Raw genomic sequence first — 14,095 nt, 5'->3', positions numbered from 1 at the left:
CCACGCGGAGCGTGGGAACGATGGTCAACCGCAGAGTTCTCGACGCTCAAGCAAAGAGACGCAACTCAGTCCACATAAGCCGAGCAGCACTTCTTGAACTTCTGCTCACTGCCACACGGACACGCATCATTACGCCCAGCCCTCAACGGCACGGTAGAGTCGATAAAATACCAGCGCCCCTGATTCTGCACGAACGACGAACGCTCCTTATGACTGTGCTCACCATTGCCATCATGCCAGCGAGCGGTAAAGGTCACGAACGCATGCTCCGGCTTGCCGCCGAACACCTCCGAGCTTTCCACCTCCAGCCCCAGCCAAGTGCTCTGCGCACTCCACTGCGCGATAGCCTCACGGTCCAGCCCGTCTTGCTGCACCGGCAAAGTGGTCTGTACCAGATAGTCGGTCAGCCCCAACACATAGGCGCTATAACGCGAGCGCATCAGCTTTTCCGCGCCGGGTGCAGGCTGACCTGCGTGATAGCGACCGCAGCAGGCCAGCAACAGATCGCCGCTGCCGCAAGGGCAAATGGCACTACTCATAGGTCACCACCAATACTTTCCAAAATTCTCCGGGTTGGCCCAGTACTTCGCGTTCAGCCAGTCGGGCACCTGTTTGTACTCACGCAAATCGTACGTAAACAGGTTCAGTACCTGCTCGTTGCGGGCGAAGCGTTCGCTGGACTGCAACGCCAGCGAGAAAAAATCCGTCTCCTGCCAGCCGCAGGCCTGCAAATCGGCGAGCACCGCGATGCGGCTGGCGTTGAGGTTGCGGATGCCACCCAACAGTTCCAGGCCGGTACGCTTGGGGATGTGCTCAAGGCAATCGACCACCAGCGCCAGATCGAAACGTTGCGCAGCCAGATGGGCAGGCAGCGCACCGGGTTCGGCCAGCGCGACCTCGGTCTGCGGATGGGCCTCCTGAAAGGCCTGCAACGCCGGGAACGCCTGAGCGCCGATCAACAGCAGGCGCTGCGGCGCATAGCGATCGAGCAAGGCAGCCAGCGCTTGTTGGGGCGTACGGTTCGAGTAGCCGACGGTCATTGAAAGTCCTCTGGTTGGCTGACAAGACTAGCCTGCCCGGCGAGGTCTGGAAAGCGTCGTTCACGGGCCTTCAGGTGCAGCGACTGGTTCATTAAGCCATTTGGCAGATACTTAGATTATAAAGTTACTTGCAAGCTGTTTTAAGAGGTATTAGGATCCCCGGCACAAATTGGATCCCAAGAGTGACTGCATGGACGCGACGCCTAAACACCTTCAATGTAACTCAATTGTATTTTCTGCGATGCCTTGATAAAGGCGTGGCACTTACTGTGTGTCCGGCGGGCATGCAGAATATTCTGACCACGGGCTATTAGGCGTGCGGCGTTCATTATGATGAACCGCTTTTCTGTGCGCCTTGAATACGCAAAGCAATGATATTGCCCGGGTCATTCGGGTGCGTGCCGGTGCAGCTATTAAAAACGCTGGTTGTTCAGCTGCCGCATCTGGCAATAGGCTGGGGCGCCTGTTTGACGTCATTTTTTGTTTTACGCAATCGCTGTTTGACCACTCGATCAGCTTTTGCTCTCGGTTCAGGCCGTCGGTCATTTGTTTTGTTGTGATACGGATAACACGGTTCAGCATGGCGCTGAACATTAAATGTCATTAAGCCATTAATGATTAACATGGAGAGAAGCAAACGATGATATCCACCGCTGAGATGCTAAAGACGCTTGAAAGCACCGTTGACGCCTGCCTGGAAGCAGAATTCAAAAAAGACACTGTCATGGGCGAGTTCCATAAAGGCGACTGGTTCAATGAGTCTTATTACAAGCGTCATATCCTGGAGTGCGTGATCCGCATTCACATGAACAACGAACTGGACGCACGGGCTGTACAGGTTGCGGCGGTCGATAACATTTCCGCGGCCAAACAATTGTCCTACTATTTGTATGATGAGTTCGGCCACGACGAAATGTTCGGTCAGGACCTCGCTACGTACGGCTATTCCCCTTCCGATATTCAGGCGCAGTTCGCCTTTCCGGAAACCTGGAAACTCATGGGTTACCTGAACTTCTGCGTCAGCAAGTTCGGGCCATTGTCCTCGATCACCTGGGACTGGTTCCTCGAATACTACGGCGACAAGTACAGCTCGTTCATCACTCAGAAGGCCAGCGCCAGCATGGGCCAGCCAGCGGTCAGCGGAGCGGCTTCGCACGTGGCTTTCGACGAAGCCGAGGACCACAGCGGCATGATGAACAACATGCTGGCGTCGGTTATCAAGGATGAGAAGGATCTGCAAAAGGCTGTCGTTCATATCAAGGCATTCGTGCCGATGGTCGGTGAGTACTTCCAGGCCCTGCGTGCAGCAACGCTTTAATACACCTTACTCAAGGTCGGTGTAATGGCAATCTACAGTGTTCGTATTGGAGACCAGACTTACACCGCCGAGAGCCAGCACCCCCTTACCGATGCCCTTCCTCATGAAGCGTTGGTAAGGGGGTGTCTCAAAGGGGTGTGCAGAGTGTGCAAGTGCACACTTGTTTCGGGTCGCGTTCTGGAACAGGGAAAAGTCGTTGCCTTGAATGAAGCCTTTTTGCCATGCGTCAGTCGTGCTGAAACGGATATTGATATCCGCGTTGCGATCAGCACTTTTCATAAGGCCAGGCTGAAAAGCAAACGGATTCTGTCCGGGCAAATCATGGAAGTCGTGCTTGAGGTCAAAAAGGTTTTTTATAACGCCAAGTCGGTCATCAGCTTGAAATACCCCGAGGGTTCAGCGGTACGAAGTTATTCCGTGGTCACCTTGGGTGGCAAGGATTACGACAGCCTGACCTGCCATGTGAAGTTGCGTGAGGGTGGCCTGTTCTCGGGCTTATTGGTGCAGTGGCCAATTGGCGAACCGTTGGAGTATTCAATTGCAAGTCCTGCCTTGCCGGTCTATGAACAGTCCCTGAGTCATTTGAATGTCGTGAGCGGTGGAAGTGGAATGGGGGCGGCACTGAGCCGTGCACAGGAACTGGTGACGAAGTACGGTATTAGTGAAGTTGCCATTTACGCCGTCAATCGTGCAGGCCTAAGCGATTATCACGCGGGGTGTATAGAGGTCTTTCGCAAGACGGTTGAATGCGACGTTCAGGTCACCAACTTTCCATTTTCCGAATGGACCCACCCTGACTTCGCCATTGGCGAATACTTGATGCACGACACGCTCACCATCGGCGTCGGGTCGGATGGGGTGATCGGCAAGTTAAAGAACCTTCCCTTGTGTGAACTTGAAAGTTTTGGATAGTCGGAGACTGAGCCATGTCCATCGTTGTCATTGATCCTGTTTCATCCGGCATTAACTATATCAATGCGGCGCAGCAACTGGGCGTCGATGTCTATGTGTTTTCCTGTGACGGTGGCGAGCAGGAGCTCAACGCTGAGTTGCGGGCCAAGGTGCGTCAGGTCATCAAAATCGACACCGGTGATTTCGATGCACAGCTAGAGAAAATCAATGAGTTGGGAAACATCCGCGCCGTTCTTCCCGGTGTGGAGTACGCCGTGCCCATGGCCGCGCGCCTGGGGGCTGCGTCAGGCACAACGCATCTGCACGACAGTGCAGTACAGAAAGTGCGCAACAAATTCAATTTCCGCAGTCGGCTGACTGACGCGGGGCTGAGCACTATCGGCTTTTTCCTTCTGGATGCCCACGCCCCGGTATCGGTGCCGGAGGGCTTCAGCTTTCCGGCGGTGGTCAAGCCGATCGATATGGCGGGCAGCATCGGTGTGCGCAAGCTCTACAGTCATGAAGAGTTGATCGAAGCGGTGCAGACATTCCGTCAATCATTGCCCGACGACATCGGCTTTACTGCCAGTGGCCGGCTGATTGTCGAAGCGTACATTCCCGGCACGGAATACAGTGTCGAAGGCATCGTGCGCAGCGATGGCAGCGTCACCCTTGCGTCCATCACGGAAAAACTGCTCGGCTCGGAGCCGTACTTCGTCGAAGTCGGTCACATTGTGGGCCAGGGCTATGACGAAGGGTTTCGCAAGGTGCTGACCGAATACTCGCTGGCGGTGCTTGAGGCCATAAAGCTCAACGTCGGGCCGTTCCATCTGGAGTTGCGTGTAACGCCACAAGGTCAGCCGGTGGCGGTTGAACTGGCGGCCCGCCTTCCAGGCGACAATATCGTCGAGTTGATCAGGCGTGCCAGCGGCATTGACCTGGCCAAAGAGACGCTGTGTGAGTACCTGGACATCGACAGTCGCACCGTGCCATGTGCGAACGGCGTCAGTGCCATCGCCTTCATCCCCCGAGGCGACAAGAGCGAATTTACCGAACTGCAGGGGCTCTCCGACATTTTCGACAGTCCGTATTACCTCTCGCATCAGGTGTATTACCGGTCCGGAGATGCTCTGGGCTCCGATCAGGACTGGACCTCAAGAATTGGCTACGTCATGTTCGGCGGCGCCGACGAGGCGCTTGTAAGAAGCCTCGTCGGGCGGGTACACACAGAGGTTGGAATCGTATGAAGCATGTCCTGATCATCAACCGCTATGACGACGAGCTTTCGGACTACCGCAACTACATCGATCACTCGCAGGTCGATGTCTCCTACATATCACTGGCAGGGCACTCGCGACTGATTGATCCGCAGGTCAGCGCCAATGTGGTCGAAGTCAGCGTACTGGACGCCGATCTGATACTTCAGGAAGCGCGGGCCATTCATCGTCGTCAGCCCGTCGATTTCGTGATCGCCTTTTCGGAATACGATCTGGATGCCGCTGCGCTGGTGCGTACCGAATTCAACATACCTGGTGCCAAGGTCGCCGATAACCTGCTGTGCCGTAACAAGGCGAGCATGAAGGAAGCCTTGACCGGTTCTTCGGTTCGTTATCCTCAGTACCGGAATGTAGCGTCGCGCAGCGGCGTCGAAGCCTTCTGTCGCGAGCACGGCTTTCCGGTCATCCTGAAACCCCAGGTTGGCGCCGCCTCGGACGGCGTGGTGAAGATCGAACGCCTGGAAGACATACCCGACCTGCCGGATTTCAATGGCTACGAAGTCGAAGAATATATAGAAGGCGATATTTATCATGTCGACGCGATACTGGCGGCCGACAGCATGCCGTACTTCAAGGTGTCCAAGTACCTGAACACCTGCCTGGACTTTCGCAACGGCCTGCCGCTCGGCTCGGTCACAGTCGATGACCGGGCATTCATCGCGCGGGTTCGCGCGTTCACCGAAGAAGTCTGCCTGCGTCTCAACCTGCACAACCAGGCCATTCACCTGGAAATCATCGAGCGTCGTGGCGAGCTGGTGTTTCTGGAGATCGGCGGTCGCGTCGGTGGCGGCGAGATTCCGTTTGTCGCGTTGCGCAGCGAGGGGATCGACCTGTATGAGCTCTGGACCCGCGCCGCGCTCGAAGTGGCTATCGCTCCGCTAGACACCCGAATCACCGGTTTTCTGATGATGCCCAATCCGTTCCCCGGCGGGTTCACCTTCGATCCGCAGATGGAGCTCTCCCATCCGCTGCTGACGTATAGCAGCGTGCAGTCTCAGGGCGATTCAAGTGCGTTCAGCTACGAGGATATCCCCGCCAGACTGCACTTCGCCGCCGACAGCCAGGCTGCGATAGAGCAGGCCATTGTGCAGTGCATGAATATTTTGCAGACGTCGATTCGCGCAACCTGATTTCTGGAACCCTGGATGAAAGTGCTCCTGCAGCTTCCCTCTGTCGTGCAGCCTGTTTCCATGTCGGTATTCATGGAATCGCAGCAGCCGTATTCGCTTCGGCAGGCAGATGCCGATGTCATGGCTATGGCCAGTTCGTTCAATGCAGCGGGTTTCCCGACCGTCTTCCTGTCCGATGCGCTGTTCAGCGAGGACGGTCCGCATGTCGCCATCGAGGATATGCGGCGGTTGGCAAGGCATGCATTGCGCTTTGCCGACAACGTCGAACACGGGCGCCAGCAGCTTGCTCACCAGCAATTGTTCCGCTGCAGTCGGCAGGAGTTGGCCGAGATCATCATCAACCAGCCTGAGCTGCGGCTGCATGACGATGACGAGTTGGGCCGGATCAGTCCGGACGCTACCTACGAGAGCTACCGGATTCAACCGCTGTACGGACTTCTGTTTCCGCGGGACCACTTCATGAGCGTAGGTGGACAGCCGGTTTTCGGGCGTCTGAAGCGTCAGGACAGGGCGCGTGAGGTTGATGTGGTGAAGCAGGTGGTCGCTGCACATGGTCACGTTCCCGTCGAACTCGATCAGGTGCTTGAGGGCGGCGACTATCTGGAAAATGAACGCGTATCCGTGATCAACACCGGCTTTCGTACCGAGCTCCCGGTGCTGGAGTTCTTGCTGGCTTCAAACCTGCTCAAGGGGGAAGTTGTGCTGGCGGTGCAGGACGTATGGCGCAATCCGGAACAGTTTCACCTGGATCACTACGCCTGCCTGCTGCGCGACGCCCTGCTGGTCGACGCGAAAAGAGCGGACGCCGCCGACCGATCCCTGGCCAACGTTTATCGGCGCGTGTCATCGGGCTGGCAACTGACTGACAAGGACCTGACGCTTCGCCAGGCAGCACAGGTCGCGGGCATCGGGCTGATACCGCTGGACGAAGAAATGATGGCTGCATGGTGCGCAAATGCATTGTCATTGGGCAACCATGTCTGGATCGATCAGAACGCCCCGGTGCGCCTGCTTGATCAGTTGGCTGAGCATGACTGTCATGTTCATCTGATCGCCTGTACAGAGCATCAAAAGCAGTTTGGCGGCATTCATTGCGCCACTCAACTCCTATAACTTCGAGGGACCGTCATGAAGGTGGGTAATAAGGCGTTTCTGCCCGTTCTGGCACTGATCATAAGTACCATCGGTGTGGCCTCCGCCATTGCGTTCGTCAAACTCAGTGAAGTGGATGCCACGTCTACCCTGATGCTGCGAATGTTCATGGCGGGCGGTATGGCCTCTGCGCTGGCTGCCTGGCCAGCAGGTAAAAACACTGAGACCGGGACCGTCGGTACGGCGCGCAGCCGGCGGGCGATGCTCTGGTTGCTGGTGCTGTCGGGCGTGGTGTCGTGTGTGGATCTGCTGTCCAATCACTGGGCGGTCAAGCTGACCAGCATGGCCAACACGTCGGTCCTGATGAACCTGTCCCCGGTGTTCGTGGCGCTGCTGTCCTATCTGTTCATGAAGGAAAAAATCGGCATCTATCAAGTGTTGGCGCTGGCCCTGAGTATCGGCGGGGCCTGTCTGCTGGTGTTTGACGGCAGTGCCAGCGTGGCATTTTCCAGTCAGAGCGTGACCGGCGACCTGCTGGCCCTCAACTCGGCGCTTTTCTATGCGATCTACCTGATCATGATCAAGTCGTTGCGCGACTGCTTCACGTCTCGCAAGATTATTATCTGGAACAGCTTTACCTGTGCAGTGCTGTTACTGCCCATCGCTTTGCTCACCAGTCCGAAGGTTCTGCCGGACACCGTGTACGGCTGGGTGGTCATTGCGTTGCTCGCGCTGATCAGCCAGCTTCTGGGCCATGGCCTGATGGCATATGCACTCAGGCACGTCGATGTGGTACTGGCCTCTGTTTCTGCACTGGCCCGTCCGGTGGTGGCGATTTTGATCGGTTTCTTCTTTTTCGATGAGCAGCTCACGTTCGTGCAATGGGTTGGCGTTGCTGCAGTATTGGCAGGTGTCTGGTGGTACAAGCGCCCGGTGCCGGTGGTACGTCCAGTCGTCCAGGCCAAGACTCCCAGCGAGGCCTGACAGGCTCGATACACATCAGAGGTCCTGCAAAAAGCCCTGCATCCTTTGTGACAGGGCTTTTTGGTGTCCGCTATCCTTGATTGCAGTATTGCCGAACACAAACATTGTCTTGCGTCGAGATCATTGCGGATCTTTTTCAACACACCGCTGGCATATTCGGCGTACAGCACGTCTACTGTGCGGCGACGAAAAGCATGCGAAGACTGCAATTTCGTAATGGATCATGACAAGGGGTGGGCAGGCAATGAAGGTGTTTTGGGGGCTGGGAAAGATATTGATGCTGGGCTTCTGGCTGGTGGTGCTGGTCAACGCGGCGATTGAGGCGCCCAGCCCGTTTGGCGTGATGATCGACATGGCAGGCGCGGTGCTGTTGTTGACTCATTTGCTGGAGCTGATTCTGTTCAACGGCAGCCTGCGCGGTCGCCGGCATCCGTGGCGCGACCGGGGCAAAATCATTCTTTTCGGCATCTTTCACGTTCAATCCATCGGCCGTTCGGTCAGGGGGCACACTCATGCGTAAGCTCGTTCTGCTGGCGGCACTGTTCAGCCCTCTGGCCATGGCCCAGGCAATCATTGTTGCGCCACACTCGCTGATGCGTCTGCCTGGCAACAGCAGCGTTCTGCAGGTCGAGCGCCTTGAAGTGGCCGACTACGGCACTCTGCTGATCCCGGCCGGGATCGATGATGTGAAGATTGGCGAGCTGGTGCTGGGGCACGAAGCGCGAATCGCCATCGTCCCTGGTGTGCAGGCGTTCAATATGGTCGTGCTGCACGGTGAGTTCGGCACCGGCAGCCAGATCACCGCGCGGGGCGCGCCGGGTACTTTCGAGAAACCGGCACGGCCAGGGCGCAACCTGACCCTGCGCCTGCAGAGCCTGAATGCCGAAGAACTGTCGATTGACGCCCGTGGTGGCGCAGGCAGCCCAGGCTATGCCGGGCTGGACGGCGGCACGGGCGAAGACCCGGGCTGTACCTGGGGCCAGGCCGGGCGTGGTTATAACGGCGACAGCGGCGGTAATGGTCACGATGGCGCTGCGGGCGCACAGGTGCGTCTTGAACTGCCACAGAGCTATCCGGCCGAGCGCATCAAGGTGAATGTCGCGGGTGGTGCGGCGGGCAAGGGGGGCGAAGGCGGCAAGGCAGGCAAGGGCGGTGCGTCCAAAGGCTGTATCGTCTACCGCGCTGAAGGCGGCAAGGCTGGCAGACAGGGTGAGCCCGGTCTGCCAGGTGCTCCGGGACCGGCAGGCGCGTTGATCTTGCAACGTCTGTAATCTGCGAGAGCCTGTCCGGATCAGGTGCAAGGCCATGATCCGGACAGTCGCGACCCGCTTCACATCACATTATTGCGGTACGCCTTTCTCCCAATTCTTCCAGTCGCCGACAATCGCCTGCACCAGCGGGTTGCCGGTGCGGTAGAGGTTTTCCAGCGCCGGGACGAAGGCCCCCTGATCGGCGTACTTGAGCAGGTTGTCCACCTCGCTGTAACCCGGATACGGACGATCGAAGTCGGAACCCGCGCGCACGACAGCCAGGCGATTGACATCGACCTTGCCGGCCTTGCTCGCTCGCAGCAGAGCCTCGTAGGTGGAGTTATCCTCCTGCTGGGTGGTGCAATACACGCCTTTGCCGTCGGTCAGCAGCTTGGTCCAGACTTCCGCACGCTCGCTCAGACGCGTCCCGGAAAACCAGGTATTGCCTGCCAGCGTGTCGCACTGCGTGACCTGCGGCGGCTGGTTGGCAGGCGCATAAGGGTATTTGACGCGCCAGGCTGCTGATTCCTTGCTCTCGCTGAGGGTCACTTTGTGCGACAGGGCAAACGCCTTGGCCTGCAGCTTGGGGTTGAGCTCGAAGACTTCGGTCTTGTAATCCAGTGGCGGCTTCTCGTTCGGACCCTTGGTGTTGATGCCCAGATAACCGGTCGGCCATTCCTTGGGCACATCGCGGGAGTCGATTTCCCACTGCGTGCCGAATTCCACCAGATAATGCGCCCAGGCCGTGGTGCCGAGTGTGCCGTGGTGCGGGTTGATGCCGGCAATGCCCGCGACGATGAAGTAAGTCTTGCGCAGGTCGAATTGCGGCGACAGGGCCAGGGCCAGAGTCGATGCTGCGGCATTGGTCTGACCCATGCCGGTGACCAGCAGGCAGACGTCCTGATCATTGCAGCGGATGGCCGGGTACTCGGCGGCAAGGCCGGGCACCTGAATCTCCTTGGTCAGATGCAGCCGGTCGATCCAGTTCTGTGCTTCGGGCGCAAACATGGCGACCAGCGTGACCTTGGGCGTGACCGGTGCCACCGGCGCGGTAGCCGCCCAGACAGCCGGGCTGAGCAGTGCCAGCGTGGTGCAGAGGGCGTTGCGAGTAGTGTGTTTCATGAAAACTCCTGTCGTCATAATAAGGTTCAGAACTGGTAACCCACGCCTGCGTAATAGCCCCAGCCGTCGGAGCGCGCGCGGAAGTTGCCATCGCCGAAGTTCAGCTCGCTGCCGTCCTGCCAGTTGCCGCCGTTGTGGAAGTAGCGGCCAACCAGGGTGAAGCGCAGATGCGTGAAGGCGTAAAGCAGCACATTGGTGGCGACCGTGGAGTTACCGGTGCGTGCCGGATCGTTTTTGAGGTCCGAGCCGAAATCGAAGTTGGTGAAGCCGATGTAGGTCAGCGAGGCGCCGTTGTCGAACGTGCTGATCGGTACGATGTATTTGAGCTGGGCGCGATAGCCGTCCCACGAATATTCGTTGCTGGCACCGTAGTTCTCCCACTGGTAGCGGCCATAGAAGTTGGCCGACAGATTGACCCGCGAGTGGGTATCGATGTCAGTGCCCAGGCCGCTGTACAGGGTGTTGGCCCGGTTCGCCGTATTGCTGCCGTGGTCATAGATCCAGTCGAAGGCGACGTACCATTCCTTGAACGGACCGATGGCCAGACTGCGCCCGGCGAGGTAGTCGATCGAGACGCGTGGCTCGTGCTCCATGAACAGCGGCGAGCCATGGTCCCAGACGCCTTTGTCATTATCATTGCCGATGCCGAGAATCTTCGGTACGTCGACATAGCCATACAGCTCGAACGGCCCTTTGCGGCCGAAGTATTCGTACTCCAGGTAGATGTCATCGTTAGGCTTGGGGCCGAAGCTGATGTCCTTGCTGCCGATCAGCGTCAGGTCCTGGTTGAACCAGTCTGAAAAATACGCGCCTTTACCTTCCTTGGGCGAGGCAGGCGGGCTGAGTGCTTCGCCCTGCGCCGAGTCGTCGGTAGCGGCGGGCTGTGCCAGCGCGCTGGTGCATGGCATCGCCGCAGCGGCGGCGAACAGCAGAGGCATGAGAAATCTTGAGGGCGTTGCGGGTCGAGTGAACGGCGGCTGTGGCATTGAAGCTCCTTTTCGTGGGCGCGTACTGCTGATCGCAAACGTTTGCACAGCCCATGCCAAACTGTTTCAAGATGTTGAATGCCTTGGATATCAGGCGCAGAAGATGACCGATCGGGCAGGAAAACGCCCGCAAGCTGTGCGCGGTGTCACCGCCAGTGCCCCGCGATGTTCCGTTTTACCTCAAAGGCCCGGACGAGCAGCAGCGAGCATGACCACGGCCAGACCGATAATCAGATTGATGCCGACCAGGCGGCGGATATGGCCCAATACCGCGGCGCCCTCGGCCCACTGTTCGGCTTCCACGGCACGACGCAGCTCCGGCAGTTGCAATGACTGGATACGCAAAAACAGCGCAACCATGACCACGTACAGGCCCATCATGATCTGCACATAACGCGGCGCGGTTTCAAAGCCGGTGAAGTTGAGCTGAATCATGCCGATGCCGGTGATCGGCAGCAGCACCACCGCAGCCCAGACCCAGGCGAAGAAGCGCGGAAACACCTGGACCCACACTTTCAGGCGAGAAGGGCCTTCAAGTGCTGCAATGACTGCTGGGCGCAACACCATCCAGGCGAAAAACATCCCGCCAACCCACACCAGGGCAGCCAGCAGATGCAATGTATAGACAGTAGAAAAAGCGGTCATCGGACACTCCGTTCTGCGCGGATGGATTTAGCGCGCTATGATAGCGCCCACTCAGAACTACTGAAAATTTATCCAGCCTTTTTAGCCGTGCCCCCGAACCGAAGCCAATGATCAGTACCGAACTCAAAACCCAGATCCAGGGCGCTTACTCGCGTTTCCTCGAAGCCAAGAGCCTCAAGCCGCGCTATGGCCAGCGATTGATGATCGCTGAAGTCGCCAAGGTGCTGGGGGACATTGACACCGATGAAGAGGGCCGTCGTTCGGGCGATCCTGCGGTAGTGGCCGTCGAGGCCGGGACGGGTACCGGCAAGACCGTGGCCTATGCCATCGCCTCGATTCCCACTGCCAAGGCGGCAGGCAAGCGGCTGGTGATCGCCACCGCGACCGTCGCCCTGCAGGAACAGATCGTCTACAAGGACCTGCCGGACCTGATGCGCAACAGCGGTCTGAATTTTACCTTCGCCCTGGCCAAGGGGCGCGGGCGTTACATGTGCCTGTCCAAGCTCGACGCATTGCTGCAGGAAAGTGACGCGACCAACGCGACCGCGCAGCTGTTCGAGGAAGAAGGCTTCAAGATCGAGGTCGATGAGGCCAGTCAGAAGCTTTTCACCAGCATGTTGCAGAAGCTGGCGGGCAACAAGTGGGACGGCGATCGCGACAGCTGGCCGCAGGAACTCGCCGATCAGGACTGGGCGCGTCTGACCACCGATCACAGCCAGTGCACCAACCGGCACTGCCCCAACTTTCAGCAGTGCGCCTTCTACAAGGCGCGGGAAGGCATGGGCAAGGTCGATGTGATCGTCACCAACCACGACATGGTACTGGCTGACCTGGCACTTGGCGGCGGTGCAGTGCTGCCGGACCCGCGTGACACCTTGTATGTCTTCGACGAGGGTCATCACCTGCCGGACAAGGCCATCGGCCACTTTGCCCATTACACCCGTTTGAAATCGACCGCCGACTGGCTGGAACAGACCGCCAAGAACCTCGCCAAGCTGCTGGCCCAGCATCCGCTGCCCGGCGATCTGGGCAAGCTGATCGAGCAGGTGCCGGAGCTGGCCCGCGAGATCAAGGGCCATCAGCAGTTCATGTTCGGTGCCTGCGAGCAACTGGCGGATTTCCGCGCCGGTGAAGACATGCAGGGCCGCGAGCGTCCACGTCATCGCTTTGTCGGCGGCGTGATTCCCGAGCACATCCGCGAGATGGGCATCGAGCTCAAGAAGGGCTTTGCGCGCCTCGACGACCTGTTCACGCGCCTGACCGAGCTGCTCAAGGAAGGCATGGACGGTGAGGTCAACATCGGCATCGCCAGCCATCAGGCCGAAGAATGGTATCCGCTGTTCGGCAGCCTGCTGGCCCGCGCGCATGGCAACTGGGAATTGTGGACAGCCTTCACCGCCGAAGACCCGGAAGACAGCCCGCCAATGGCGCGCTGGCTGACCCTGGCCGACAGCGGTGCAATGTTCGATATCGAGGTCAATGCCAGCCCGATCCTGGCGGCGGAAATGCTGCGTCGCAACTTGTGGAACATCGCCTACGGGGCGCTGGTTACCTCGGCGACCCTGACCGCGCTGGGCAAATTCGACCGCTATCGCATGCGTGCCGGCCTGCCCAAGGGGGCGGTGACCGCCGTGGTACCAAGCCCGTTCCATCACGCCGATGCCGGTGTGCTGCGCGTGCCGGACCTCAAGGCCGACCCGCGTGACTCGGTGGCCCACACCGCAGCGATCATTCGCGACCTGCCGGGTCTGGTGGAAGGTTCGCGAGGCACGCTGGTGCTGTACTCGTCGCGCAAGCAGATGCAGGATGTCTTCGACGGCCTGGACCGTGACTGGCGCAAGCAGGTGTTCATTCAGGGCAATCTGTCCAAGCAGGAAACCCTCAACAAGCACAAGGCACGCGTCGACAGCGGCGAGTCCAGCGTACTGTTCGGGCTGGCCAGCTTTGCCGAGGGTGTGGATTTGCCCGGCGCCTATTGCGAACACGTGGTCATCGCCAAGATCCCGTTCGCGGTGCCGGATGACCCGGTCGAGGCCGCGCTGGCCGAGTGGATTGAAGCGCGTGGTGGCAACCCGTTCATGGAGATCGCCGTGCCGGATGCCTCGTTGCGTCTGGTACAGGCCTGTGGCCGCTTGCTGCGTACCGAAGAGGACCGCGGCACCATCACGCTGCTGGACCGACGCGTGGTCACCCAGCGCTATGGCAAGGCGATTCTCAATGCGCTGCCACCGTTCCGCCGGGAAATAACCTGAGCCAAAGATGAAGAGCGTTTCACATCTGTTCCCAAAGCGCTCGATCGCTGAAACAATACGCGCCATTTAGCCTGTCGCCAGGCTCATGTTGCCAGTCAGGAGTCAGCC

15 protein-coding genes are annotated in these 14,095 nt (G+C 58.8%); 9 read left to right on the top strand and 6 right to left on the bottom strand.

Translation table 11 applies throughout. The annotated features are described in order from the left end of the window. Positions 1-65: 65 nt before the first annotated feature. From PCPL58_RS21495 to PCPL58_RS31095, 3 genes are all read right to left on the bottom strand, one after another. The gene (locus PCPL58_RS21495) at positions 66-539 is read right to left on the bottom strand and encodes a YchJ family protein (protein WP_003431189.1); all 474 of its coding nucleotides are present in this window, start codon (positions 537-539) and stop codon (positions 66-68) included. Between the two features lie 3 nt (positions 540-542). Next, the gene (locus PCPL58_RS21490; RefSeq protein ID WP_003363541.1) at positions 543-1,040 is read right to left on the bottom strand and encodes a DUF6231 family protein; all 498 of its coding nucleotides are present in this window, start codon (positions 1,038-1,040) and stop codon (positions 543-545) included. A gap of 264 nt (positions 1,041-1,304) precedes the next feature. Then, positions 1,305-1,634: a hypothetical protein gene (locus tag PCPL58_RS31095; protein WP_129402392.1), complete on the bottom strand. Its 330-nt coding sequence runs from the start codon at positions 1,632-1,634 to the stop codon at positions 1,305-1,307. A gap of 46 nt (positions 1,635-1,680) precedes the next feature. Between PCPL58_RS31095 and PCPL58_RS21485 the strand changes: the two genes are divergently transcribed. From PCPL58_RS21485 to PCPL58_RS21450, 8 genes are all read left to right on the top strand, one after another. Next, positions 1,681-2,358, top strand: a complete 678-nt coding sequence (locus tag PCPL58_RS21485) for an iron-containing redox enzyme family protein (RefSeq protein WP_003363540.1) — start codon at positions 1,681-1,683, stop codon at positions 2,356-2,358. Positions 2,359-2,382: 24 nt separating this feature from the next. After that, positions 2,383-3,270 carry a 2Fe-2S iron-sulfur cluster-binding protein gene (locus PCPL58_RS21480; RefSeq protein WP_065350404.1) on the top strand — a complete coding sequence of 296 codons (888 nt, stop codon included), beginning with the start codon at positions 2,383-2,385 and terminating at the stop codon, positions 3,268-3,270. 14 nt (positions 3,271-3,284) lie between these two features. Then, positions 3,285-4,496 carry an ATP-grasp domain-containing protein gene (locus PCPL58_RS21475; protein WP_065350403.1) on the top strand — a complete coding sequence of 404 codons (1,212 nt, stop codon included), beginning with the start codon at positions 3,285-3,287 and terminating at the stop codon, positions 4,494-4,496. After that, positions 4,493-5,656, top strand: coding sequence for an ATP-grasp domain-containing protein (locus tag PCPL58_RS21470; protein WP_060708184.1), 1,164 nt, complete (start codon positions 4,493-4,495; stop codon positions 5,654-5,656). The genes PCPL58_RS21475 and PCPL58_RS21470 overlap by 4 nt, the downstream gene beginning before the upstream one ends. A 15-nt stretch (positions 5,657-5,671) precedes the next feature. After that, positions 5,672-6,769, top strand: coding sequence for an arginine deiminase family protein (locus PCPL58_RS21465; protein ID WP_065350402.1), 1,098 nt, complete (start codon positions 5,672-5,674; stop codon positions 6,767-6,769). Between the two features lie 15 nt (positions 6,770-6,784). After that, complete coding sequence (locus tag PCPL58_RS21460) at positions 6,785-7,732, top strand: DMT family transporter (protein WP_044310181.1); 948 nt, start codon at positions 6,785-6,787, stop codon at positions 7,730-7,732. A gap of 244 nt (positions 7,733-7,976) precedes the next feature. After that, complete coding sequence (locus PCPL58_RS21455) at positions 7,977-8,252, top strand: DUF1145 domain-containing protein (RefSeq protein WP_003363526.1); 276 nt, start codon at positions 7,977-7,979, stop codon at positions 8,250-8,252. Next, positions 8,245-9,003, top strand: a complete 759-nt coding sequence (locus tag PCPL58_RS21450; RefSeq protein ID WP_003363522.1) for a hypothetical protein — start codon at positions 8,245-8,247, stop codon at positions 9,001-9,003. The genes PCPL58_RS21455 and PCPL58_RS21450 overlap by 8 nt, the downstream gene beginning before the upstream one ends. Positions 9,004-9,072: 69 nt before the next feature. Here PCPL58_RS21450 and PCPL58_RS21445 read toward each other — a convergent pair whose 3' ends face one another. The 3 genes from PCPL58_RS21445 to PCPL58_RS21435 all read right to left on the bottom strand — a co-directional run bounded on the left by PCPL58_RS21445 (position 9,073) and on the right by PCPL58_RS21435 (position 11,735). After that, positions 9,073-10,104, bottom strand: a complete 1,032-nt coding sequence (locus PCPL58_RS21445) for a purine-nucleoside phosphorylase (RefSeq protein ID WP_065350401.1) — start codon at positions 10,102-10,104, stop codon at positions 9,073-9,075. A 26-nt stretch (positions 10,105-10,130) separates the two neighbouring features. Further along, on the bottom strand, positions 10,131-11,090 hold the full coding sequence (locus PCPL58_RS21440) for a nucleoside-specific channel-forming protein Tsx (protein WP_065350400.1): 960 nt from the start codon (positions 11,088-11,090) through the stop codon (positions 10,131-10,133). Between the two features lie 180 nt (positions 11,091-11,270). Then, a complete protein-coding gene (locus PCPL58_RS21435) occupies positions 11,271-11,735 on the bottom strand; it encodes a CopD family protein (protein WP_065350399.1) in 465 nt (154 codons plus the stop codon). 107 nt (positions 11,736-11,842) lie between these two features. On the opposite strand from PCPL58_RS21435, the gene dinG reads away from it, so the two are divergent. Next, the gene (dinG, locus tag PCPL58_RS21430) at positions 11,843-13,987 is read left to right on the top strand and encodes an ATP-dependent DNA helicase DinG (RefSeq protein ID WP_003402334.1); all 2,145 of its coding nucleotides are present in this window, start codon (positions 11,843-11,845) and stop codon (positions 13,985-13,987) included. The last annotated feature ends 108 nt before the right edge of the window (positions 13,988-14,095 follow it).

The organism is Pseudomonas cerasi (assembly GCF_900074915.1).
Taxonomy (GTDB): Bacteria; Pseudomonadota; Gammaproteobacteria; order Pseudomonadales; family Pseudomonadaceae; genus Aquipseudomonas; species Aquipseudomonas cerasi.
The sequence above is the reverse complement of the archived record's forward strand: the minus strand, read 5'-3'. Positions and strand labels throughout refer to the sequence as shown.

Coding starts and splice junctions, on each gene's coding strand:
- PCPL58_RS21490 (WP_003363541.1), bottom strand. CDS start 1,040: ATGACCGTCGGCTACTCGAACCGTACGCCCCAACAAGCGCTGGCTGCC.
- dinG (WP_003402334.1), top strand. CDS start 11,843: ATGATCAGTACCGAACTCAAAACCCAGATCCAGGGCGCTTACTCGCGT.
- PCPL58_RS21485 (WP_003363540.1), top strand. CDS start 1,681: ATGATATCCACCGCTGAGATGCTAAAGACGCTTGAAAGCACCGTTGAC.
- PCPL58_RS21450 (WP_003363522.1), top strand. CDS start 8,245: ATGCGTAAGCTCGTTCTGCTGGCGGCACTGTTCAGCCCTCTGGCCATG.
- PCPL58_RS21445 (WP_065350401.1), bottom strand. CDS start 10,104: ATGAAACACACTACTCGCAACGCCCTCTGCACCACGCTGGCACTGCTC.
- PCPL58_RS21465 (WP_065350402.1), top strand. CDS start 5,672: ATGAAAGTGCTCCTGCAGCTTCCCTCTGTCGTGCAGCCTGTTTCCATG.
- PCPL58_RS21460 (WP_044310181.1), top strand. CDS start 6,785: ATGAAGGTGGGTAATAAGGCGTTTCTGCCCGTTCTGGCACTGATCATA.
- PCPL58_RS21480 (WP_065350404.1), top strand. CDS start 2,383: ATGGCAATCTACAGTGTTCGTATTGGAGACCAGACTTACACCGCCGAG.
- PCPL58_RS21470 (WP_060708184.1), top strand. CDS start 4,493: ATGAAGCATGTCCTGATCATCAACCGCTATGACGACGAGCTTTCGGAC.
- PCPL58_RS21435 (WP_065350399.1), bottom strand. CDS start 11,735: ATGACCGCTTTTTCTACTGTCTATACATTGCATCTGCTGGCTGCCCTG.
- PCPL58_RS21495 (WP_003431189.1), bottom strand. CDS start 539: ATGAGTAGTGCCATTTGCCCTTGCGGCAGCGGCGATCTGTTGCTGGCC.
- PCPL58_RS21455 (WP_003363526.1), top strand. CDS start 7,977: ATGAAGGTGTTTTGGGGGCTGGGAAAGATATTGATGCTGGGCTTCTGG.
- PCPL58_RS21475 (WP_065350403.1), top strand. CDS start 3,285: ATGTCCATCGTTGTCATTGATCCTGTTTCATCCGGCATTAACTATATC.
- PCPL58_RS31095 (WP_129402392.1), bottom strand. CDS start 1,634: ATGTTCAGCGCCATGCTGAACCGTGTTATCCGTATCACAACAAAACAA.
- PCPL58_RS21440 (WP_065350400.1), bottom strand. CDS start 11,090: ATGCCACAGCCGCCGTTCACTCGACCCGCAACGCCCTCAAGATTTCTC.